Origin of the sequence: Rhodococcus erythropolis NBRC 15567 (genome assembly GCF_001552595.1) — a bacterium.
Lineage (GTDB): Bacteria > Actinomycetota > Actinomycetes > Mycobacteriales > Mycobacteriaceae > Rhodococcus_F > Rhodococcus_F erythropolis.
Window position 1 is genome coordinate 23,597 of record NZ_BCRM01000036.1, and the last position, 20,393, is coordinate 43,989.

The window sequence follows — 20,393 nt, forward strand, 5'->3', positions numbered from 1 at the left end:
TTAGACCAACCTCAAGTGTCGATGCGAGTCGACGCCGACTGTGTCGGCAACGACTTCCATCGCCCTCTTCCACGACACGGCCATCTCGTCGAGTTGTTCACGCGGGTCCACCGCGCGGCCCCTGGAGGCACGCGCCATCTGAAACTGCACGCTCTTGGCCCCGGACGCCACTTTTCGGAAATCTGGCGCAGCTTCGCCTGTCCCGGAGAAACCTGCAGTGTCCAAAAACTCGCTGGCGTCGGCTGCCAACTCCGCGCTGGCACCGCACTGACGAAGTAGCCCGAAGGACCAGAGGTGAAAGGCATCCATGCCCGCCCCCTGCACCCATTCGAGGTCGTCGATCACCCGGCGTCCCAGCTCTCGCACGGGATTACCCGCCGCTCGAACCGCTACGTTCCGCCGAGCCACTTCGGCGATGTTTCCGGCGTTGGTCGCGTGAACCGGATTCAACCTGATCTGTTCGACGTAGGGCACGAACGAAGGAAGTGAGCAACGATCGAGATCGAAGACACCGGAGAAATCGTCGCCTCGCAGCACGTAGTACCCGCTGTTGTGGAAGTATTCAAGCTCGCCGGCAACGCGATCGATCCGATTGGGCACGATCGTGGTCTTGGTGTGCCCCTCGTGATAACTCGTTCCAAGAGTGTCGGGAAGCCAGTATCCGTCGACTTCAACCGTCGACAGCATCCCAACCGCGAGGTTGTCCTCGACATGGATCAGCGGGGCCCGCCAGACGTTCATCTCGGCGACTTCGATTCCGTACAGCGCGTAGATGTCCTCGGCCTTGAGCTTGAGGAACGTCCACTGAGTCCCGTCGAACCGCGATGAGAAGGCACATGCCAGCGCCGGGACGGGGTCCAATCCCAGCGAATGCAACACTTCGATCCACAGATCCGTATAGCAGTTGGTCTGCGCCCACACCCGGTCGTCCTGGTGCAACGAATGGGGTTGGTAGCGATCAGGTGAAATGTCGATGAGCCGGGACATCAGATGCCCATTCGTTCGCGTACGGAGGTTGGCCACGCAGCCACATCAAGACCATGAGTCCGCAACAAGGACAACGCGATTCGCTCCATCCCGAAGCCGACGCACGAGCTGTGCGCCACCTCCCCCTCCGCCGTTCGGATGTCGAAGTTGACACCGAAATGGTCGAGATGGTTGTTCGAGGACACGATCGCCGTGCCCTCGTCGAGATCTCCGTAGAGCCGAACCGTCAGTTCCGTCTTGAGATTCTCTTCACGCTGGTTAGCTGCAAGCATCTTTCCGGCGCGTCCGAAGAAAGGATCATTGGCAATCACCGGGGTGGCGTCGAGTTGGAGCCGGCCGAGCACCTCGAGCCCCCGCTCGATCCAGTGCTCGCGATGCGCTCGCGCTGCCGCGGCGTCACCGATCGTCACGAACTCGTGCATCCGAAACGCTTGCATGCGAGCCGGATCGATCGCCGGTTCGTGCCGGAAGCAAAAACCGTAGATGTCCAGCAGTACCCCGCCTTCGGGGAGAACTCCGGTGTATCGCGCATAGGCAGGATGGCACGCTGCGGAGACGAGCATGGTCTCGGTCGGCTCGAGGTGGCGATCCCACGATTGTCCGTCGGCGCGATCGGCCAGCAGTCGCGCGTGATCGCGATTGGAACCAGCGAAGGTGTTGATGGCGCCGGTGAGGTTGGGAAACGAAGCGATGTAGTCGGTGCGCTCGAAACTGCTACGCGGGAACACCGGCGGGAACCGCAGCCGAGTCGCGGCGTCGCCTGGCCCCGCTGCAACCACCACTCGGTCGATACCGTCGACGATGTCCTCGAACACGCCGGAACGCCCGTAGAGTCCCGGTACCTCTGTCTCGACGAGTAGTCCTTCGACGAGCAGTTCGCGTTGAAATGCAGCCCGAGCCCGATCCAGATCGGTCTCGCCTGTCACAGTCTCGGTTGTCACATTCTCCGTCGTCATAGCGTTCCCCGGTATCCGATAGCCATGTGCGCTGAACCTGCCATGATTCGATCGTTGTTCACCATCACCGCTGCGCCGTGCGCGTCACGAAGGTGCCGACCGAGTGAAAATTCGGTGTCCTCGCGATATCCCGAGATGCCACAGATCAGCATTGTCTGCCCCACGATTTCCACCACCGCGGTGGAGGCTGTGACTTTCAGGTTGTTCATCGCGAGCGAAAAGCCCACCGCTCCCGTCGCCTCGAAATCGGCGGCGCCTTCCGCAGCGTGGACTGCGCGGTCGTACCTGCGTGCAGAGGCGTCGACGAGATCGGCGAATTGTTGTGCCGAAGCAGCAACTTCGGCGAGCCGCAGCGCTCCGGGGGAAGTGACTCCGGGCTGCTTGCGGGCGGCGGCACGCACGTACTTGCGTGCCTTCTCGACTGCAGCGTCGGCAATTCCCAACCACACCGAGCTCCAGACGACGTGCGAGACCGGAAGCATCGTATGGGTGGAGATATCGGAATACGGTACGTCGGCGACCATCTCGGGCGTCGAGGTGGCCCGAAGGATGTAACCAAGACTGCAAGTTCCCCTGAGTCCCAGCGTGTTCCACTCGGTGGTGCGTTCGAGCGTCAGGTCTGGGGTACGACACACAACGAGAACCTGATCGTTCGGCTGACTCTCCGGGGTTCGCCGAGCCGTCACGACTATCGCGTCGGAGTGTTCGCCGTACGAAATGACAGGCGCGTTCTTGATCAACAGCAGATGACCGCCCAAGTCTTCGACCGCGCAGTAACTCCGGCTGACGTCACCACCGATTCCCAGCTCAGTGGTTGCCGATGCCAACAGCAGTTGCTTGTCGACCGTTTCTTCGACAAACCCGCGTAGCGCTTCGGTGTTGCCGTGCTTGACCAACGAGTAGATTTGCGTCTGATGCATCGCGAAAATCATTCCGCTTGCTGCACAGCGTGTTCCGATCACACGGGCGATCTGCGACACTTCCTGCAGCGAGAGTCCTTCGCCGCCTAGTTCCCTCGGCACAGCTACGGACAGCAGCCGTTCGCTTCGCATGGCGTCGACAGCTTCACGCGGAAACCTTGCCTCGGCATCGACTTCGTCGGCCCACGCCGCTGCAACTTCGTCGGCCAACCGTGTGGCCCGCTCGAGGGCCGTCCCGGTGGCGCACTGCGATTGCGGAGCGTTCATGCAGCACCCAACTCCGTCAACGCACCCTCGATCGCCTTGACGCTTGCGAAAGTACTCTTCCGCAACAACTCGTCAGGAAACTCGATGTCGAACGAATCCTCCAGCGCTAACATGACATTCACGCTCGCGTGCGACGTCAAACCCAACTCGTAAAGATCGGCCTCTCCATCGATCGTGCTCACGTCGACTGCCAGCCGACCGTGCTCGACGAGCACTTTCCGAATTGCCTGATCAATCATCAGCGATGTCGTCCTTCTTTTCGATGCGAGCGCCCGAGCGTGTTGCGATCACCATTGCGATGGCCACGTCCGCTTCGTGCGAGATAGATACTTGAAAATCGTGCAGATCCTGGGCCTGCGCGAGTTCCGCGGCATTACCGGACAGCGTCACCCCACAGCCACCCCACTCGGCCCGAGTGATTTCGATGGAATTCCACGGAACGGGGACGTCACCGGGCCGCAGTACCTTCACAACAGCCTCTTTGGCGGCGAAGCGTGCAGCCAATCGTTGATCCCGTGCCGGCCCGGCGCACGTCTGCAATTCGTGCGGGGTGAAGGTCCGATCGAGATACCTCCGCCCGAAGAGTTCGATACTTCGAGTGACATCTACGACGTTCACTACGTCACAGCCGATCCGCGGGCCGATATCGAGCATCGGCGTCGGCGCAGTGTCACCCATCTGTTGACTCCCCATCTGGGGTCGTACACGCCGGGCAGCCCCCTATGCTGCCCGGTGCGCCGACGCCGTCACCCTGCCCTGACAAACCTTCATTCTCAGCAATTCTTCAGCTACCGGTAGAACATACCGCAATCCGAAGATGATGGGCAAGATCAGACTTCCAGATTCCCATCCACACTATAAACATACTCTTAGTTTGTTTCGAATGCAGAACAAAGAGAACAATGTCGCTACCAGGACATTTGCAGCAAACTGACCAAAGGAGCAGTACGGAGAGCCAGTGATTTCAGTGATCGCTGGCAAGGCGGCGGGCCGCGAATTGCCTGAAGTACTCCACTTTCGATTCCGGGACCACGATCGGAAGTATCAGGTTCCACGATGCCTTCATGGAGTCCGAAAGCTCACGAACGGTCCCGGTCGCGGCTGCCATCAGCCGAACTCCGGACGCCACTTCCAACAGGAAACGAGCGATGTCAGCAGAATCCGCGTCCGAACGCAGATCACCTTCGTCTGCCGCACGGCTGGCAAGTTCACGGTAAATGTCGAGCCACACGTCCAGAGTCGCCGGCCCGGAGCCCCGATAGTCCCCGATCTCGACCAACAAGCGGAACGTCGCTCTAACCATGGCGTCATGCGCACCGATGTCGACGATGACCGACGAAATACCGATCAGCGACTCGAGTGCGGGAGTGCGACGGTCCAACCAGAGCTCACATTTTGCGTCGAAACGCGCCGAACCCTCGTCGATCACCGCCCGCGCGAGTTCTTCCTTGGACCCGAAATGGAAGTACAGCGCGCCTTTGGTCACCTGCGACTCAGCGATGATCTCGCTCAAGCTGGCATTGGCATAACCCAGGCGCAAGAACACACCCGCTGCTCCGCGCAGCACCGAATCACGGGTGGCTTCTGCCCGTTCTTGCCTCACCATCGATCCGGCCTCCAATCACCACACATCGAACGAATCCTTGGTCTTACCCGTTCACAGCGTCAAAATGGAAGGCACGGTTCGGCATTCAACCCACCCTGCAAACAAATGAGACATTTGCCCATCAAACGATCGTGATACAGCGAACACAGCTTAGACCGCGATCCATCTCTGCGCGGCAGGCGCGCCTGGTTAACCCTCCAATTGTGGGTCGGCTTCCAGATTCGTCAGCCCATTCCAACACAAATTCACGAGGTGAGCGGCGACAACTTCCTTCGACGGAGTCCGTTCGTCGAGCCACCAAGTAGCCGTAGTGGACACCATGCCGACAAGCGCCTGTGCGTACATCGTTGCTAGTCCGGGGTCGAAACCGCGTCTGGAGAAGTCCCCCGCAAGCAGGTAGCCCACCTGACTGATCGCATCGTTGAGCAAGCTCGAATACGTCCCACTGGGCGCGACGACGGACGAATCGCGCACGAGTATCCGAAATCCGTCAGTGTGCTCTTCCACGTAGGTGAGCAAAGCCAACGCAACCCGCTCGACTCGAACTCTCGAGCGATTTTGCGAGAGCGACGACGTGATCATCTCGAGGAGTCGCGACATCTCCCGGTCCACTACTACGGCGTACAGCCCCTCCTTGCCTCCGAAGTGCTCGTACACGACCGGCTTGGACACGTTTGCTCGCTGGGCGATCTCCTCGATCGACGTCGCTTCGTATCCCCGTTCGGCGAACAATGCCCGCCCGATCTCGATCAGTTGTTGCCGACGTTGGGTACCGGTCATCCGGATCCGTGTCACTCGTTCGGGAACTGGATCCCCGCCACCCGAACCGGACACCGCCGCCATTGTCTTCCTCTCGCCGACACACAAATTACTGCTGTGGACGCTCAGCCTATCGGGACTTCGGGGACCCAATCAGAGGAGCGGTTCGACCTACGGCGGGTCGGCATGCGATTATTCTTGCGCGCGTTCGGCCGCAAGGCTCGGCAATGCGTGGCAATCCGCCGTGGTGTAATGGCAGCACCTCTGATTTTGGTTCAGATAGTTCAGGTTCGAGTCCTGGCGGCGGAGCTGGTGAACAACATGCATTTTCCGAGCGGAAATGCGTGTCTTGATCGACAGTTTGATCGACAGAGGGAGCTCAAACCAGTGCAGACCGCCGTGATCGTTCTCGCAGCGGGTGCCGGTACACGAATGAAGTCGAAGACTCCCAAGGTCCTCCACACTCTTGCCGGACGCAGCATGCTGGCACATTCGCTTCACGCGGCAACCTCACTGAACCCCACGCACCTGGTTACCGTCGTCGGTCACGATCGTGAGCGTGTCACCGAAGCAGTCAACGCAGTCGCGGGTGAACTGGGCCGGCCCGTCACCGTCGCCGTTCAGGACGAGCAGAAGGGCACCGGGCACGCCGTCAGTTGCGGACTCGAGGGTCTGCCGGCGGACTTCGCCGGAACCGTACTCGTGACGGCCGCCGACGTGCCGCTGCTCGACGGCAAGACCATCGCAGACCTCCTCGCTCAGCACACTGCCGCCCCCGCGGCTGCGGTCACGGTGTTGACGTCGACTGCCCTCGACCCCACCGGCTACGGACGGATCCTTCGCACGACGGACGGCGAAGTCAACGCCATCGTCGAAGAGAAGGAAGCCACCGATTCGCAGCGCTCGATCACCGAGGTCAATTCAGGTGTCTACGCCTTCGACTTCGAGACTCTGCGCGATGCGCTGGCGTCTCTCGACTCCAACAACGCACAGCACGAGTTCTATCTCACCGATGTGATCATGATCGCCCGTCGCGCGGGCAAGCGTGTTCGCGCGCAGCACATCGCGGATTCGGTTCTCGTCGCGGGCGCCAACGACCGCGTGCAGCTCTCGACGCTCGCCCGCGAGATGAACCGTCGGATCCTCGAGACGTGGATGCGTGCCGGCGTCACCGTCGTCGATCCGGCGAGCACGTGGATCGATTGCGGCGTGCACATCGCACAGGACGTGACGCTCCTGCCCGGAGTTCAGTTGACCGGCACAACGTCGGTGGGCGAGGACGCCGTGATCGGCCCCGACACCACCTTGGACAACGTGAGCGTCGGGGAGCGCGCGCAAGTCGTCCGCTCCCACGGGACCGACTCCGTAATCGGAGCCGACGCGACCGTCGGTCCTTTCGCCTACCTGCGGCCGGCTACACGCCTCGGTGACCACGGGAAGATCGGCGCATACGTGGAAACGAAGAACGCGGACATCGGCGAGCATTCGAAGATTCCGCATCTTACCTACGTCGGCGACGCCACCATCGGCCATCACAGCAACATCGGGGCTTCGAGCGTCTTCGTCAATTACGACGGCGTGAACAAGAGCCGTACTGTGGTGGGGTCGCATGTGCGAACCGGTTCCGACACGATGTTCGTCGCCCCGCTCACCGTTGGTGACGGCGCATATACCGGGGCCGGAACCGTTCTGCGAAACGACGTACCGCCAGGGGCGCTTGCCGTCTCCGGTGGTTTGCAGCGCAACATCGAGGGCTGGGTCCAGAAGAATCGTCCCGGCACGCCCGCGGCCGATGCTGCAGCAGCAGCTGCACAACCTGACGGCCCTGCAACAACCTGACAGCCCTGCACTACCTGACAGCACAGATCACCACCAGATCGACCGGCAAGTACAAAAGGATGGCATGAACCAGTGACTGCGAATTGGATCGACAACCAGAAGAACCTGATGTTGTTCTCGGGTCGCGCACATCCCGAGTTGGCGGAGCAGGTGGCGAAGGAACTCGACATCAGCGTCACCCCGCAGACCGCGCGTGACTTCGCGAACGGTGAGATCTTCGTTCGATTCGAAGAGTCGGTTCGCGGCTCCGACGCGTTCGTCCTGCAGAGTCATCCGGCACCGCTGAACACGTGGGTGATGGAGCAGCTCATCATGATCGACGCTCTCAAGCGTGGATCGGCAAAGCGCATCACTGCCGTTCTTCCGTTCTACCCGTACGCCCGCCAGGACAAGAAGCACCGCGGACGCGAGCCGATCTCCGCTCGCCTGATCGCTGACCTGCTCAAGACTGCCGGCGCCGATCGCATCATCACGGTCGACCTTCATACCGATCAGATCCAGGGCTTTTTCGACGGCCCCGTCGATCACATGCACGCACACAGCCAGTTGGCCAACCATATTCGCGCGGGCTACAACCTCGAGAACATCACGGTGGTCTCCCCCGACTCGGGCCGCGTTCGTGTCGCCGAGAAATGGGCCGACTCGCTCGGCGGAGCGCCGCTGGCGTTCATTCACAAGACGCGCGATCCCTTGGTACCCAACCAGGTCAAATCCAACCGCGTCGTCGGTGATGTCGAAGGTCGCACCTGCATCCTGATCGACGACATGATCGACACCGGCGGAACCATCGCCGGCGCGGTCAAGGTACTCAAGGAGGCCGGAGCGGGTGACGTCGTCATCGCTGCAACCCACGGCGTCCTCTCCGACCCTGCTGCCGAGCGTCTGTCGACGTGTGGCGCAAAGGAAGTTGTTGTCACCAATACACTTCCGATCGACGAGTCGAAGAAGTTCCCGACGCTGACGGTGCTGTCCATCGCACCGCTGCTGGCTCGCACCATCAAGGAAGTTTTCGAGAACGGTTCTGTGACTTCGCTGTTCAACGGCAGCGCCTAGTCTCACGCTGCTCTACGGGCGCGTACCTGTGACTTCACGGTCACTGGTACGCGCCCGTCGTCGTCTTCGTGAACACCATAGAAACAGACCACCCGGTCACCATGAAACCACCTGTGGGACACACGAATACCACCGAATGCGGCATTCAGCATGATCTTGATCACGCCCACGACCAGAAACCCAGGTCGATGTTGGGGCGGTGTTCACCGCGCCGCAATCTTCGCCTAGTGTGGCTCGTCGTGATCGACGCGCAAACCCTGGAATCCCGGCCCGAATCTCATTCCCTGAATTCATCAGTTCCGACGATCCGGCGGTGGCGCCCAGGATCTTGTGTCTGGTGCGGAGACGACAACTCCGTGGACATGTTCCGCAACGAACCCCGCTGTGGAAAATGTCGTGAAAACGAAGGCATCATCGACGACGCGAAGCGCTTCCTCGGTATGTACGGTCTGCGCCCGCTCGGCGGCACGCTGCAGTCCGACGACGACGAAGAGCGCGAGTACCGCGTCAACGCTCGCGAGGCTCGCCGAGTTCTGAACGAGATCCGCATGGACGTCCTTCCCGATGCGGCCGCCGTTCGCAAGGCAATTCGGCCCCGTGCCGCAACGGTTGTCGCCGACACGTCACCCGCACGGGCTTCCCGCCCCGCCAGCACGGGCACAGCGACGCGCGTTGCCGCTCCGGTCAAGACGGACACCGTGGACATCGATACGCTCCAGGCTCGCGTCCTAGGGCTTCTCGATCAGCTCGGCTCGATCGACGAGCAGATCAAGGTCGCCGAACTCGCACAAGGGTTGCCGGCGCGCGCGCGACTGAGCGATCTCAACAAGCAGAAGGCCACGGTTCTTCGCACGCTGGCCGCTCTCGAGAAGGCTCGCATCGCCGCCTCCAACTAATTCCTTCGCGTCCGTCCCACGGCCCCGTCTCCCTTGCGAGACGGGGCCGTTCTGTATGAGCAGGTACCTTTACGAATCGTGAATGACATCACCATCACCTTTGTCGTGCTTGCACTGGTCGTGGCGCTGTTCGTGTTCGGCCGAATCCCGGTCGGCATCATCGCGATCGGCACTGCCCTGGCGCTCTACGCCACCGGTGTCATCACGATGGAGCAGGCGCTTGCCGGATTCGGCGATCCCACGGTGGTGTTCATCGCCGCGCTCTTCGTCGTCAGCGAAGCCCTCGACGCCACCGGTGTCACCACGTGGGCGGGCGAGAAACTACTGGCGAAAGTCGGCGAATCCCGTGTCCGCCTCTTGAGTGCGATCATGTTGCTGGTTGCCGCGTTGACCGCATTGATCAGCGTCAACGGAGCCGTAGCCGCGCTGGTGCCGATGGTGGTCGTCTTGGCAGTGCGTCTCGGTAAGTCGACGTCACAACTGCTTCTGCCGTTGGCATTTGCCGCCCATGCCGGTTCGATGCTCACCTTGACCGGAACACCGGTCAACATCATCGTTTCCGAAGCCGCCGAGGAATCCGGGGCCGGTGCTTTCGGGTTCTTCAGTTTCACCTTGGTCGGCGCGCCGCTCGTTTTGGGAACGATCGCGATCGCCGTACTTCTCGGTCCTCACGTCCTCCCCCATCGTGCGGGGACGTCGATGTCGCCTGACCTGAGCCGGCATGCCAAGACCCTCGCGAAGCAGTATCAGTTGATGGGCAAGGATGCGCCGTCCGCAGAGCCCTTGATCACCAAGCACGACGGTGTGGTCGAAGTGATAATCCCGCCGCGCTCGGAAATGATCGGCGACAGGGCTTTTCCCGGCATGGTGACCGACAGTGGCGATCTGGTGATCCTCGCGGTCCAGCGTGCCGGTGAGGACTGCGGCCCGAAGGGCGTCAAGTTGGCGGCAGGTGACACGCTCCTCCTGCAAGGCAACTGGGACGATCTCGACACCCACACCGCGGTCGATCCGAATGTCCTCGTGGTCGACGCACCTGGTCAGATCCGTAAGCAGGCAGCGCCGTTGGGAACTCGCGCGGTCATCGCCCTCGTCGTCGTCGCGGCGATGGTCGTGTTGCTGACCTTCGGATTGGTGCCGTCGGCGATAGCCGGACTCCTCGCGGCGTGTGCGATGGTTTTGTTACGAGTGATCAGCGTGGAGCAAGCGCATCGGTCCATCTCGTGGACCACGTTGATTCTCGTCGGCGGAATGATCCCGCTCTCGACCGCGATCCAGCAGACCGGCGCAGCCGAGAAACTCGCTCATGCCTTCGTCGACGTCGTCGGTGGTGCAAGCCCGTATGTCGTCGTCGCCGGACTCTTCGTCGTGACGGCGACGCTGGGTCAGCTGATCAGCAACACCGCGACCGCGCTGATCATCACGCCGATCGCCATCTCGGTCGCCAGCGAACTCGATATCTCGGTGGTGCCCCTTCTGATGACGGTGACTGTCGCTGCCGCAGCCTCCTTCCTGACACCCGTCGCCACTCCCGCGAACATGATGGTGATGGGACCTGGCGGATACAAGTTCGGCGACTACTGGAAGCTCGGACTCCCGATGTTGTTGTGGTTCCTGGTAGTTGCGACGGTGTTGATCCCAGTGATCTGGAGTTTCTGATGTGCTCACCGAAGGTGTTGTCGGAGGTCTACGAATCGATCGGACGAGAGGGCAGGAAAGTCAGCCGACGATCGATGTTCGCGGCGCTCGGCACTACTGCGCTCGGTGCGACCGTCGTGGCCGGCGCGGTGCAGCCCATCGCGTCGGCAGCGCCATCGGGTCGGACCATCGTCGATCTGACCCATGTACTGACGCCGGATTTCCCGGTGTGGCCGGGCGCGCGCTCGTTCGAGATGAGGAACCTGGCGAAGATCGCCGACGCCGGCGGGTCCATGGGCTCGCTCGGGTCCTCTGGTTTCGGCGGAAACTTCTACCTCAACGAACTCCGCCTCGAGGAACACACCGGTACGCACATCGACGCGCCCGCGCACGCCAGTGCGGACGGAATCACCGTCGAGAAGATTCCGGTCGCCGACCTCGTCGTACCGATTGCGGTCGTCGATATCAGCGCCCGAGCTTCCGTCGACCCTGACGCGTTGCTCACCCGCCAGAACATCCTCGATTGGGAAGCCGTCCACGGGACGATCTCTCCTCGCAGCCTGGTGGCGATGAACTCGGGCTGGGATACCCGGGCCGGTGCCGGCGGAGCCTTCACGAATCGAGATGTACACGGCGTGCAACACACTCCGGGATTCGCCCCCGAAGCGATCGACTTTCTCGTCTGCGAGCGCAACATAGTGGCCGTGGGTTCTGACACTCTCAGCATCGACGCGGGCCGAAGCACCACCCACGGGGCTCACCGAAGCGCTTTGGGCTCAGGAAAGTACGCAGTCGAAGCCCTCGCGAACCTGTCCGCACTTCCGGCCGTCGGCGCCACGGTGATGGTGGGAGCGCCGACGCATGCGGGTGGTTCGGGTGGTCCGTGCCGGGTCATCGCCTGGTATTGAAGATCAGGGCGTTGGCGTCACCCGCAGCACCTTGTCGCCTGCTCCGTTGTCGGTGGTCACCAGGAGCGAGCCGTCCGGCGTCGGAGTCACCGAGCGCAAGCGCCCGAACTGGTTCACCAATCCGAAGGTCTGCGCGTCGACCGAGCGTCCGTCGGCACTGAGGCGGAGGAAAATCAGTTCCTTGCTCTTGAGACCACCTATTACGAGCGCACCGTCCCAGGCACCCCACGCGGCTCCGCCCGTGAAGGCAGCGCTGGCGGTAGCCAACGTGGAGCTACCCGAACGCCACACCGCCGCAATTGCTCCCGGCACTCGCACCGGATCGGTCATCGGCACGGATTCGTCGTACGTTCCGGGAAGCCGATCCGGGCGGTAGCCGTAATTTCCGCCGGGGGTAAGCAGATTGACTTCGTCGTCGACGCTTGTGCCCTGTTCAACCGAGTAGACCCGGCCGGTTCCAGGTTGCACGGCCAAGCCTTGGACGTTGCGATGCCCGAGCGTGTAGACGGGGCTGCCTGCATTCGGATTCCCCCCTGCTGGAGATCCGTCGGCGTTGATGTGCAAGACCTTGCCGCCCAGCGAATTCGGATCCTGCGGAACGCTCGGCGTCGCGGTGTCACCCGTCCCGACGAACAGCGTTCCGTCCTGGGCCGCCAGAATTCGGCAACCCCCGTGACGCCCGGACGAGACCGGGATTCCTGGCAATACGGTTCCGGTTCGAGTGAGGGCGGTCCATCCGGCGTCGACGGTCCACGAGATCACTCGAACGTCCGTGACTCCCCCAGCGCTGAATCCCTGGCAGGTGTAGAGGGTGCGCGACTGAGCGAAGTCACGGGCAAGCGCGATGCCCATGAGCCCGGTTTCGGACTGAGCGTAGAGATCCGAAAGGTCAGCAGAGACTGGACCTGTCGTGTTGTCGCCTCGGCGAACGAAGAATCCGCCGGACCGTTGTCCCGTCAGGATCGCGCCGTCCGGGGCTGCCACGACGTCCCAGGGGTGGTCGAGTCCGTCGACGAGTGTGGTGACCGACAGCTGCGGGAGGGTGTTCTCGATGGGGATGTCCGGGTCGTCACCGCCCAGCGATCCGGTGCTTCCGTTGCCGAAACTGCCGGGGTCGAAGGGAAAGGGTTGAGCCACGCTCTGCGTTACCGGCATCACCAGTACTGCAGTCAGGGCCACGGTCAATGCGGCGAGCTTCGGATGACGCACGCGTTCTCCTCGGGTCGGAAACCGTTCTGCGCCTCACTATAAACAGACAAACACCATTTTTCGGGCCCTCTCGCTATACCCGCAGGCCACAGGAGAAGCGAAACCCCTTCAGAAGTCGGCAAACTCCGGCAAGGCGTTCGCCAGTGGGGACTCGTTGCGTCTTGATGCAGATCGTGCCTTCCGCCAGCCGGGCACACTCCAGTCCAGGAGGTATTCGAGATCCGCTTCCACTCCCCTGTCCCGAAGTCCGAAACGTCGTTCCAGCGCATCGTCGTCCGTCAAATGCAGTCTCGCCGCGTCGGGCACTCTCAGTTCCGGGTCACAGAATGGGCCTACGGGCGCGGTAACCGTTCGTCGTCCTGACGGATTTTTCCACTCCAGAAGACCACCTCCGATTTGCTTCACTGTCCACCTGCCAAACGTCTTCAGTCGGTGATGTTTTCGACACAGACAGGCCAAGTTCTGTTCTGCAGTAGGCCCTCCCTGAGCGGGGTTGCCGTGATCGAACGGCACCGTGTGGTCGATATCGCAACTATCAGAACGCACAACACAATTCGGAAAGCGGCACGTACCGTCTCGCGTCCTTACAATCGTCGCCAACGCCGCGGACGGCTGGTACGTGGATTCACCGCGCCGCGAACCACTGTTCCTTCTCGAGCGATTACCCCTTGCCGCAGCGGGCAATATCTCCGGTGAGCGCATCGACCGACCCAGGCCGAGCACCGGTCCGACCGCCCCCGCAGTCGAACAGTGTTGCATCTCGGACGGTGCAAGGGTGAGGACTCTCTGCCACGTGGCGTCCGCGGCGATCGCGCGCGCAAGGTCGGCATCGATGTGGCCGTACCCCTGCAAATAGCCTGGCAGATCGTCGAATCCGAGCAGGGTGGAAGCGTTGACACCCACAAGAATTGTCGCAATCGGGAGCGCGGAGGTCTTCGTATCATCCCTACGGGTGCAATCGCCGTCGCACTGACAATCCAACGACGTCTTTCCTTCCGCCAATGCGATCAGTGCATCGGCACGACGTTGCCCGAAAGTTCTCGGATCGGAACCACACACCTGCATCGACATCGCACGGAGCCTGGTGGCCAAAGTCTGAGCGCCGACCGCTGGAAGCATTCCGTCCAGAGTCGACATACCGTCGTGCGACGCGCACGTCCGAACGTCCCGATCCGCCTCCGCACGAACTCGCCTGGCACGCACCCCATCAGGGTCGTGCCGAGCAATGAGACCTCGTGCGCGCGCCTTCAACTTGTTACCGGTTACACGGCAGGCACCGTCCACGAGGAGTCGCTCGATGTCATCGAGCGCGTGCTCGGAAACGTTGGCGAGAGCTTCGGACAGTGCCGTCGCTTTGGCCAGATCGATGTCACCGCAAGCAAAAGCGGCCGCCACCCGCGGAAGTCGCCAGCGCAGGTCACATCCCAGTGCAATCATTTTCTGCGCGGCGTACTCCGTAATGCTCAGTATCGACGCGATCTCCACGTGCGCGAATTGACCCCGAAAAGCCTCATTGACTCCAACCGCGGCATCCTCCTCACAACGGTCCAAGTACAGCGCAGTGACCGCGTCGATCTCGAGGAAGTGGGCGCGCGCGATTTCCGCATGCTGCCGAAACAGCGCGTCCGCGGAAGTCTTCGATTCGAACATATGAGCGATTCTACGGGCGCCCACCGACAAGTCTTGCGGAATCCCGGGGTATTCACCGATCCCCTAGGAGGAGACCGCATCCTCTGACATGCGCTCGCTTCACGCCCGCTGCGCGCACAACAGCGCGAAGCGCTGATCCTGATCCGTCCACACCTTCCGTACCCCAAATCCCGCGGATGCGAGCTCCGCGGCAATCCCGTCCTCGGTGAACTTCGCCGAGATCTCGGTGCGCAGCTGCTCGCCCGCCGCGAAGGTGATCTCCAGATCCAGGTCGTCGATATGCACCGAGAGTTCACGAAGTGCTTCCAACCGCATTTCGATCCACTGGTTCTCGGCATCCCAGAGCGCGACGTGACGGAAGTCTTCCAAGGGAAAGTTCGCTCCCAGTTGCTTGTTCAGGACCGCGAGAACGTTGAGGTTGAACTGGGCAGTCACGCCGGCAGCGTCGTCGTAGGCGGGCACGAGAACCGCCGGATCGATCACCAATCCCACCCCCAGGATCAGGTTCTCCCCCGGAGCGAGCACCGCTGCGATCCCCGAGAGGAACTCGGCTCGTTCTGCGGGAACGAGATTACCGAGAGTTCCGCCGAGAAAAGCGACCGCGCGCCGTCCACCACCGGGCAGATGATGCAGCGAACCGGTGAAGTCGCTGACCACTCCGAGCACGTCGATTCCGGGAAACTCGGCACCGACTTGCTGCGCCGCGCCTTCGAGGGCCGTCACCGAAACATCCTGCGGTACATACGTTCGCAGAGTTCCGCGAGCCGTCATCGCGTCGAGGAGCAACCGCGTCTTCTCCGAGGAACCTGAACCCAGTTCGATCAGGATCTCGGGTTCGGTCAACGCCGCGATCTCGTCGGCGTACCGAGCGAGAAGGCCGCGTTCAGTACGGGTGGGGTAATACTCGGGTAAGGCCGTGATCTCCTCGAACAGTTCACTTCCACGCGCGTCGTAGAACCATTTGGGCGAGAGCCACTTCGGCGTTGCGCTGAGCCCTTCCCTGGCCTCGGCTCGCAGTGCGTCGACCGATTCGGCCGGTGTCAGATAAACCTCGAGCGTAGGGGTTTTCATTTTTCTCCCATCGGGATCGGGGTGATGATCACATGGCCGGGACGCGCGCAGACGATGTGCCGGTCCGGCACCTGCTCCCAGTCCGGGGATCGATCGAACGGTTCGGAAACGATCAGGGCCCGCGACTCGTCGACCCGCGTGTACAACGTGTGGCCCCAAGCCGTGGCCCACAGTTCCTGCCCGTCGCCGAACAGGAGGTTCAATCGTGAATCCGGCGCCGCCGCAGCCACATCGTGAACGAGGCTCGTCACGGCGTCCTCCGCGGGCTTCGACTTCAACCGATGCCGAAGCACTGTCCACAACAAGGCAGCATCCGTCGGGGCGGGCATCTTCAGCAGTTCGACGGCCGGAACTTCTGCCGCCAAGTCGGCAAGTGATCCAGGCCAACCGGATACCGCTCCGTTGTGACTGAAGGCGTAGGTTCCGTCGACGAACGGTGCGCAGGCACCGATCTCGACGGCCATCCCCTCCGTCGCGGAACGTACGGCGGCGAGGACGGCTCCGGAACCGATGTGGGACAACGTCTCGTCGACGGTCGGGTCCGACCAGATCGGCGAGATACTGCGGTACCGTCCCTGTCTCCCACCGTTCCACCACACCGCACCGAATCCGTCGGCATTGATGGTCCCGCCGCCACGCATCTCGCGAGGTGCCCACGACTGTCGCATCAGTGAGTTCTCGCCGTCGTGGATGAGTTCACGAACCGAACGTGGCGGCCCGAGATACCCGAGGTGCCGACACATGTCAGGGTCTACCCGAAATCGTTCTGGCGCAACGAAAACCCGAGAAGATCTGGCGCCTGATCGGATGGTCCCAGTTACGGAACGTCCCACGACAGGCAACGCTGTCGGTCCCGAACGATCCCCCTCGCAACACCTTGTAGTCGCCGCCGAAGAATACCTCCGAGTACTCCCGATACGGGAATGCCCGGAAACCCGGATACGGATGGAAACCCGAAGACGTCCACTCCCATACGTCGCCGATCAACTGCTCGACACCCGCTGCTGACGCCCCTGCTGGGTAAGAGCCGACGCCGGCAGGGCCGAGATGGCGTTGACCGAGATTGGCGAGATTCTCGTCTGCGGAGACGTCCCCCCAGGGGAACCGTCGTGATCTTCCGGATTCCGAATCCCAGCGCGCGGCCTTTTCCCATTCCGCCTCGGTGGGAAGCCGTTTGCCTGCCCAGCTGGCGTAGGCCTCAGCCTCGTAGTAGCTCACATGCACGACCGGCTTGTCCGGCGGAACCGGAGCCTCGACGCCGAAAGTCTCGTGCCACCAACCCGAACTGTCGTGTTCCCAGAACAGGGGTGCACGAAGTTTCGCGTCGACGCGATGCCGCCAACCGTCGCGAGACCACAGTTCCGGTCGGGAATACCCGCCGTCCTCGATGAATTCGACGAACTGCCCGTTCGTGACCGGGAATCTGTCGATCGCGAAGTCGGTGACATAGACCTGATGCGCAGTGCGCTCGTTGTCGAGTGCCCACGGTTCGTCGTCGGTCCCCATGACGAAGGGGCCGGCCGCGATGGTGACCTCGTCGAGTTCCGGCATGCGGGCCGCTTGCGGAGCGGGAGTCGCAACGAGTGCCGTGGGCCCCGAACGCAATTGGTGGGTCGCGAGCATGGTCTCGGCGTGTTGCTGCTCGTGCTGCGCGATCATCCCGAAGGCAAAACCGTCCACGTCGAGTTCTGTACGACCGAACGTGCTGGCTTCGAGCACATCCCAGACCTTCCCACGGACCGTACGTACGTATTCGCGCGCCTCGGCCGGGTTGAGCAGGGGAAGTGTAGGTCTCGACGATCTCGAATGCTTGAAAGCGTCGTACAGCTCGTCTATGTCGCTACGCACCGGATCGCGACCACCGACATCACGCACCAACCAGAGTTCCTCTTGATTACCGATGTGCGCCAGGTCCCACACGAGTGGACTCATCAACGGGGAATGCTGAGCGATCAATTCGGTATCGTCGACGCAGTCGGTGAGCAGCGTCGACCGCTCACGCGCTCGCAGAAGTACGGCCTCGACCGCTTCCTTGGTGATCTCCCCCGTCATGTGTCGCTCTCACCGGGCACGATTGCGCGACAACACCGTTCGGCTGCGGCATCGAGAAGACGAACGAACTGCGGCTCCGGCGCGTACGACGCGGCGAGCGACATCAGAGAGGTTGCAGCCGAACGCAGTTCGACATCGTCCAATCCGTACTCCGCCGCGTCTCGCCACCGCCCGGCCGTAGATGCTGCAGCATCACTGGCCTCCCTCATCACGGCAGGCCCGGACAGCAACGCGTCGATCGCTGCTACCGGTACTCGCCACAGATCTCCCGGCTGCGCATCGATGTAGCGAACCTCCAGATGCCCGACGGCGCGAACCGGCGGGAACAGCGTGGACAGGTGATAGTCCAAGTCTGCCCAGACGGGTCGGCGTCCGATCTCGGCATCCACAGCGCCGTCTATCCAGTCTCCGAAAGTGGCACCCCGCGGAGCCGTCCAATCGTCACCCTCGTTTCGCACACACATCAGCGGAACATCGAGCGCCCAGCCGGCGTAGTCCTGCACTTCCGGGACTGCGACCGTTCGCCAGGAATCGAGTTCGAGCCACGTCCGCATGCGTTGGGACGCCCAATCTCCCTTCGGAACCCCTTGCAAGCGTGGAGAACACGCAAACGCTGCGATGAGAGCCGGGCCCATGTCCCCGAGGAGCCGCCAACGCTGGGCGATGGACTCCGGGCTGCCGCCGGCATCGACACTGATCTGTACTGCCGCGGTATTGCACATCATCAAGGTGCCGTACGGTCCTATCCCGGCGAAGCGGGATTCCATTGCGCAATAACGCGGCAGCCGGAGAATCCGGGAAGGTGGGCGGGCGACGTCGGCCGCCGCCGAACTGATTTCGATGGAGTACGGCGCGAGGAGTGTTTCGAGAGTACGACGGTCGTCGTCGAGGCAGTCACACAGTTCGCGAGCGGACGTGCGCGGCGCTGAGGAGAGTTCTATTTGTCCGCCAGGTTCTACGGTGACGAGGCTGCCACGAGGAAGCGGTGCCGCCGGTGAATCAGGGTCGATGCTGGTGGGTGCATGTCGCCCGAGTGCCCTTGCCAGAGTCGCGGCTGACGGCCTCTCTCCACCGGGAACGTGGCTGGTCAGCCACTCGAGCTCAGCTCCTACCAAGCGGGGTGGCCCCTGTTTGAAGCACACACCACCGACGTAGGCCTCGGCCGCAGGACGCGAATCCACCTGCGTGGTCTGTGCTGCTGTCAACGCTGCTGTCACCATTCGACTTCCCCTTCGGGCGGTCTTCGCGGTCGCTACCGACGATAGAACGCCAACGTCCGAGATGCACCCTTTGTGGTGTTACGTGTCGTTGAATTTCTTCAGTCGTATCCACCGGTACCCACAACCGGCCAGAACAACACCTACCCCCGAAACAACCGCGATCCACGGAAGTGTGACCACCAGAACGACACAACCAGCCGCGCCGACCGCTTGCAGCCACTTCGGATACATCCGGTCCACCCCGCGCTGGCTGTACGCACTCACGTTCGCGACGAGGTAGTAGAGCAGCACTCCGAACGACGAAAAGCCGATCACCCCACGAAGATCGGTTGTCGACACCAAAACGATCACGACAGCACCGACCACAAGTTCCGCATGGTGAGGTACCTCGAACCGTGGGTGGACGGCTGACAGGGCAACCGGCAGATCACGCTCGCGTGCCATCGCCATCGCCGTACGGCTCACCCCCGCGATCAGAGCCAGCAGCGCCCCCGCCGACGCCGCCGCGGCACCGATCACCACTACGGGAAGCGCCCAGTTCCACCCGGTCGCGCCCACTGCATCGGCCAAGGGCCGTGCCGAGTTCGCCAGCCGATCAGGTCCCAACGTCACCAACAGCACCACTGCTACCAGTGCATAGAGGATGACGGCGACGGTGAGAGCAATCAGGATCGCCCGCGGAATCGTGCGGCGCGGATCGCGCACTTCCTCCCCCAGCGTCGCGATCCTGGCGTAGCCGGCGAAGGCGAAGAACAGCAGCCCGGCCGATTGCAGGATTCCGTACCACGACCCGAACGCGAGATCCGGGAGCTCGCGCACTGCACCAGGACCGACGACGGCAACCAGCAGCGCTACGCACAGTGCTGTCGCCGACACAGCGACGATCACCCTGGCCATGTGCGCCGTCCGCGTCACTCCGCGGTAGTTGACTGCAACCAGCGCCGCCACCACCAATACCGCGACGGGAACACGCCAGGCGGTAGGCGCAACATACGTCGCGAAAGTCAGGGCCATTGCCGCGCAACTCGCGGTCTTCCCGATCACGAACGACCAGCCTGCGGCAAACCCCCACCAGGGTCCGAGCTGCTCACGTCCGTAGACGTAGGTCCCACCTGACGTTGGGTATCTGGCCGCAAGCTGCGCCGACGACGTCGCGTTGCAGAATGCGATGAACGCTGCAATCGCCAGGCCCACAAGCAACCCGGTACCGGCTACTGCGGCAGCGGGCGCGAACACCACGAAGACTCCGGCGCCGATCATCGCGCCGAGGCCGATCACCACGGCATCGACCGTGCCCAGCCTTCGCTCCATCGGGACAGCTTCGTTCACAGGTAGTTTGAACCACACCGACATGAACGGAAG

General features: G+C 62.3%; 19 protein-coding genes and 1 tRNA gene. 6 read left to right on the plus strand and 14 right to left on the minus strand.

All coding sequences use genetic code 11. From position 1 onward, the window contains the following. The 7 genes from RE4_RS28110 to RE4_RS28140 all read right to left on the minus strand — a co-directional run bounded on the left by RE4_RS28110 (position 1) and on the right by RE4_RS28140 (position 5,579). Entirely contained in the window at positions 1-987 is a 987-nt protein-coding gene (locus tag RE4_RS28110) for a DUF1839 family protein (protein ID WP_060939763.1), read from the minus strand. Continuing rightward, positions 987-1,943 (minus strand): amino acid--[acyl-carrier-protein] ligase, encoded by a 957-nt coding sequence (locus RE4_RS28115; RefSeq protein WP_060939764.1) that lies wholly within the window; start codon positions 1,941-1,943, stop codon positions 987-989. Before RE4_RS28115 ends, RE4_RS28110 begins: the two co-directional genes overlap by 1 nt. Further along, positions 1,940-3,130, minus strand: coding sequence for an acyl-CoA dehydrogenase family protein (locus RE4_RS28120; RefSeq protein WP_047888907.1), 1,191 nt, complete (start codon positions 3,128-3,130; stop codon positions 1,940-1,942). Before RE4_RS28120 ends, RE4_RS28115 begins: the two co-directional genes overlap by 4 nt. Further along, positions 3,127-3,369: an acyl carrier protein gene (locus RE4_RS28125; protein ID WP_003946296.1), complete on the minus strand. Its 243-nt coding sequence runs from the start codon at positions 3,367-3,369 to the stop codon at positions 3,127-3,129. Before RE4_RS28125 ends, RE4_RS28120 begins: the two co-directional genes overlap by 4 nt. Continuing rightward, positions 3,362-3,808, minus strand: a complete 447-nt coding sequence (locus tag RE4_RS28130) for a holo-ACP synthase (protein WP_060939765.1) — start codon at positions 3,806-3,808, stop codon at positions 3,362-3,364. Before RE4_RS28130 ends, RE4_RS28125 begins: the two co-directional genes overlap by 8 nt. A 286-nt stretch (positions 3,809-4,094) precedes the next feature. Further along, a complete protein-coding gene (locus RE4_RS28135) occupies positions 4,095-4,736 on the minus strand; it encodes a ScbR family autoregulator-binding transcription factor (RefSeq protein ID WP_003946317.1) in 642 nt (213 codons plus the stop codon). A gap of 189 nt (positions 4,737-4,925) precedes the next feature. After that, complete coding sequence (locus RE4_RS28140) at positions 4,926-5,579, minus strand: TetR/AcrR family transcriptional regulator (RefSeq protein ID WP_019744652.1); 654 nt, start codon at positions 5,577-5,579, stop codon at positions 4,926-4,928. A 154-nt stretch (positions 5,580-5,733) separates the two neighbouring features. On the opposite strand from RE4_RS28140, the gene RE4_RS28145 reads away from it, so the two are divergent. The 6 genes from RE4_RS28145 to RE4_RS28170 all read left to right on the plus strand — a co-directional run bounded on the left by RE4_RS28145 (position 5,734) and on the right by RE4_RS28170 (position 11,829). Continuing rightward, positions 5,734-5,804, plus strand: a tRNA-Gln gene (locus RE4_RS28145). A 78-nt stretch (positions 5,805-5,882) separates the two neighbouring features. After that, positions 5,883-7,334 (plus strand): bifunctional UDP-N-acetylglucosamine diphosphorylase/glucosamine-1-phosphate N-acetyltransferase GlmU, encoded by a 1,452-nt coding sequence (glmU, locus tag RE4_RS28150; protein WP_019744653.1) that lies wholly within the window; start codon positions 5,883-5,885, stop codon positions 7,332-7,334. Between the two features lie 72 nt (positions 7,335-7,406). Beyond that, on the plus strand, positions 7,407-8,387 hold the full coding sequence (locus RE4_RS28155) for a ribose-phosphate diphosphokinase (RefSeq protein ID WP_020970292.1): 981 nt from the start codon (positions 7,407-7,409) through the stop codon (positions 8,385-8,387). A 239-nt stretch (positions 8,388-8,626) separates the two neighbouring features. Then, positions 8,627-9,283 carry a hypothetical protein gene (locus RE4_RS28160; RefSeq protein WP_024487329.1) on the plus strand — a complete coding sequence of 219 codons (657 nt, stop codon included), beginning with the start codon at positions 8,627-8,629 and terminating at the stop codon, positions 9,281-9,283. Positions 9,284-9,361: 78 nt separating this feature from the next. Then, on the plus strand, positions 9,362-10,942 hold the full coding sequence (locus RE4_RS28165; RefSeq protein WP_060939766.1) for an SLC13 family permease: 1,581 nt from the start codon (positions 9,362-9,364) through the stop codon (positions 10,940-10,942). Next, positions 10,942-11,829 carry a cyclase family protein gene (locus tag RE4_RS28170; protein WP_060939767.1) on the plus strand — a complete coding sequence of 296 codons (888 nt, stop codon included), beginning with the start codon at positions 10,942-10,944 and terminating at the stop codon, positions 11,827-11,829. The genes RE4_RS28165 and RE4_RS28170 overlap by 1 nt, the downstream gene beginning before the upstream one ends. Positions 11,830-11,832: 3 nt before the next feature. Here the strand turns inward: RE4_RS28170 and RE4_RS28175 are convergent, their stop codons facing one another. The 7 genes from RE4_RS28175 to RE4_RS28205 all read right to left on the minus strand — a co-directional run bounded on the left by RE4_RS28175 (position 11,833) and on the right by RE4_RS28205 (position 20,384). Further along, the gene (locus RE4_RS28175; protein WP_060939768.1) at positions 11,833-13,038 is read right to left on the minus strand and encodes a PQQ-dependent sugar dehydrogenase; all 1,206 of its coding nucleotides are present in this window, start codon (positions 13,036-13,038) and stop codon (positions 11,833-11,835) included. 108 nt (positions 13,039-13,146) lie between these two features. Next, entirely contained in the window at positions 13,147-14,688 is a 1,542-nt protein-coding gene (locus tag RE4_RS28180) for an HNH endonuclease signature motif containing protein (protein WP_060939769.1), read from the minus strand. Between the two features lie 99 nt (positions 14,689-14,787). Further along, the gene (egtD, locus tag RE4_RS28185) at positions 14,788-15,759 is read right to left on the minus strand and encodes an L-histidine N(alpha)-methyltransferase (protein ID WP_020970297.1); all 972 of its coding nucleotides are present in this window, start codon (positions 15,757-15,759) and stop codon (positions 14,788-14,790) included. Beyond that, positions 15,756-16,502, minus strand: a complete 747-nt coding sequence (gene egtC, locus RE4_RS28190) for an ergothioneine biosynthesis protein EgtC (RefSeq protein WP_060939770.1) — start codon at positions 16,500-16,502, stop codon at positions 15,756-15,758. Before egtC ends, egtD begins: the two co-directional genes overlap by 4 nt. A gap of 1 nt (position 16,503) precedes the next feature. Further along, the gene (gene egtB / locus RE4_RS28195; RefSeq protein WP_060939771.1) at positions 16,504-17,811 is read right to left on the minus strand and encodes an ergothioneine biosynthesis protein EgtB; all 1,308 of its coding nucleotides are present in this window, start codon (positions 17,809-17,811) and stop codon (positions 16,504-16,506) included. Continuing rightward, a complete protein-coding gene (egtA, locus tag RE4_RS28200; RefSeq protein ID WP_060939772.1) occupies positions 17,808-19,031 on the minus strand; it encodes an ergothioneine biosynthesis glutamate--cysteine ligase EgtA in 1,224 nt (407 codons plus the stop codon). The genes egtB and egtA overlap by 4 nt, the downstream gene beginning before the upstream one ends. A gap of 78 nt (positions 19,032-19,109) precedes the next feature. After that, complete coding sequence (locus tag RE4_RS28205; RefSeq protein WP_060939773.1) at positions 19,110-20,384, minus strand: APC family permease; 1,275 nt, start codon at positions 20,382-20,384, stop codon at positions 19,110-19,112. Between the last annotated feature and the right edge of the window lie 9 nt (positions 20,385-20,393).

Bases quoted from the DNA above. Each gene is read 5' to 3' on its own strand.
- RE4_RS28115 (WP_060939764.1), bottom strand. From the start codon at position 1,943: ATGACGACGGAGAATGTGACAACCGAGACTGTGACAGGCGAGACCGAT.
- egtA (WP_060939772.1), bottom strand. From the start codon at position 19,031: ATGGTGACAGCAGCGTTGACAGCAGCACAGACCACGCAGGTGGATTCG.
- RE4_RS28180 (WP_060939769.1), bottom strand. From the start codon at position 14,688: ATGTTCGAATCGAAGACTTCCGCGGACGCGCTGTTTCGGCAGCATGCG.
- RE4_RS28120 (WP_047888907.1), bottom strand. From the start codon at position 3,130: ATGAACGCTCCGCAATCGCAGTGCGCCACCGGGACGGCCCTCGAGCGG.
- RE4_RS28140 (WP_019744652.1), bottom strand. From the start codon at position 5,579: ATGGCGGCGGTGTCCGGTTCGGGTGGCGGGGATCCAGTTCCCGAACGA.
- RE4_RS28205 (WP_060939773.1), bottom strand. From the start codon at position 20,384: ATGTCGGTGTGGTTCAAACTACCTGTGAACGAAGCTGTCCCGATGGAG.
- egtB (WP_060939771.1), bottom strand. From the start codon at position 17,811: ATGACGGGGGAGATCACCAAGGAAGCGGTCGAGGCCGTACTTCTGCGA.
- RE4_RS28125 (WP_003946296.1), bottom strand. From the start codon at position 3,369: ATGATTGATCAGGCAATTCGGAAAGTGCTCGTCGAGCACGGTCGGCTG.
- RE4_RS28135 (WP_003946317.1), bottom strand. From the start codon at position 4,736: ATGGTGAGGCAAGAACGGGCAGAAGCCACCCGTGATTCGGTGCTGCGC.
- RE4_RS28130 (WP_060939765.1), bottom strand. From the start codon at position 3,808: ATGGGTGACACTGCGCCGACGCCGATGCTCGATATCGGCCCGCGGATC.
- RE4_RS28110 (WP_060939763.1), bottom strand. From the start codon at position 987: ATGTCCCGGCTCATCGACATTTCACCTGATCGCTACCAACCCCATTCG.
- RE4_RS28170 (WP_060939767.1), top strand. From the start codon at position 10,942: ATGTGCTCACCGAAGGTGTTGTCGGAGGTCTACGAATCGATCGGACGA.
- egtD (WP_020970297.1), bottom strand. From the start codon at position 15,759: ATGAAAACCCCTACGCTCGAGGTTTATCTGACACCGGCCGAATCGGTC.
- egtC (WP_060939770.1), bottom strand. From the start codon at position 16,502: ATGTGTCGGCACCTCGGGTATCTCGGGCCGCCACGTTCGGTTCGTGAA.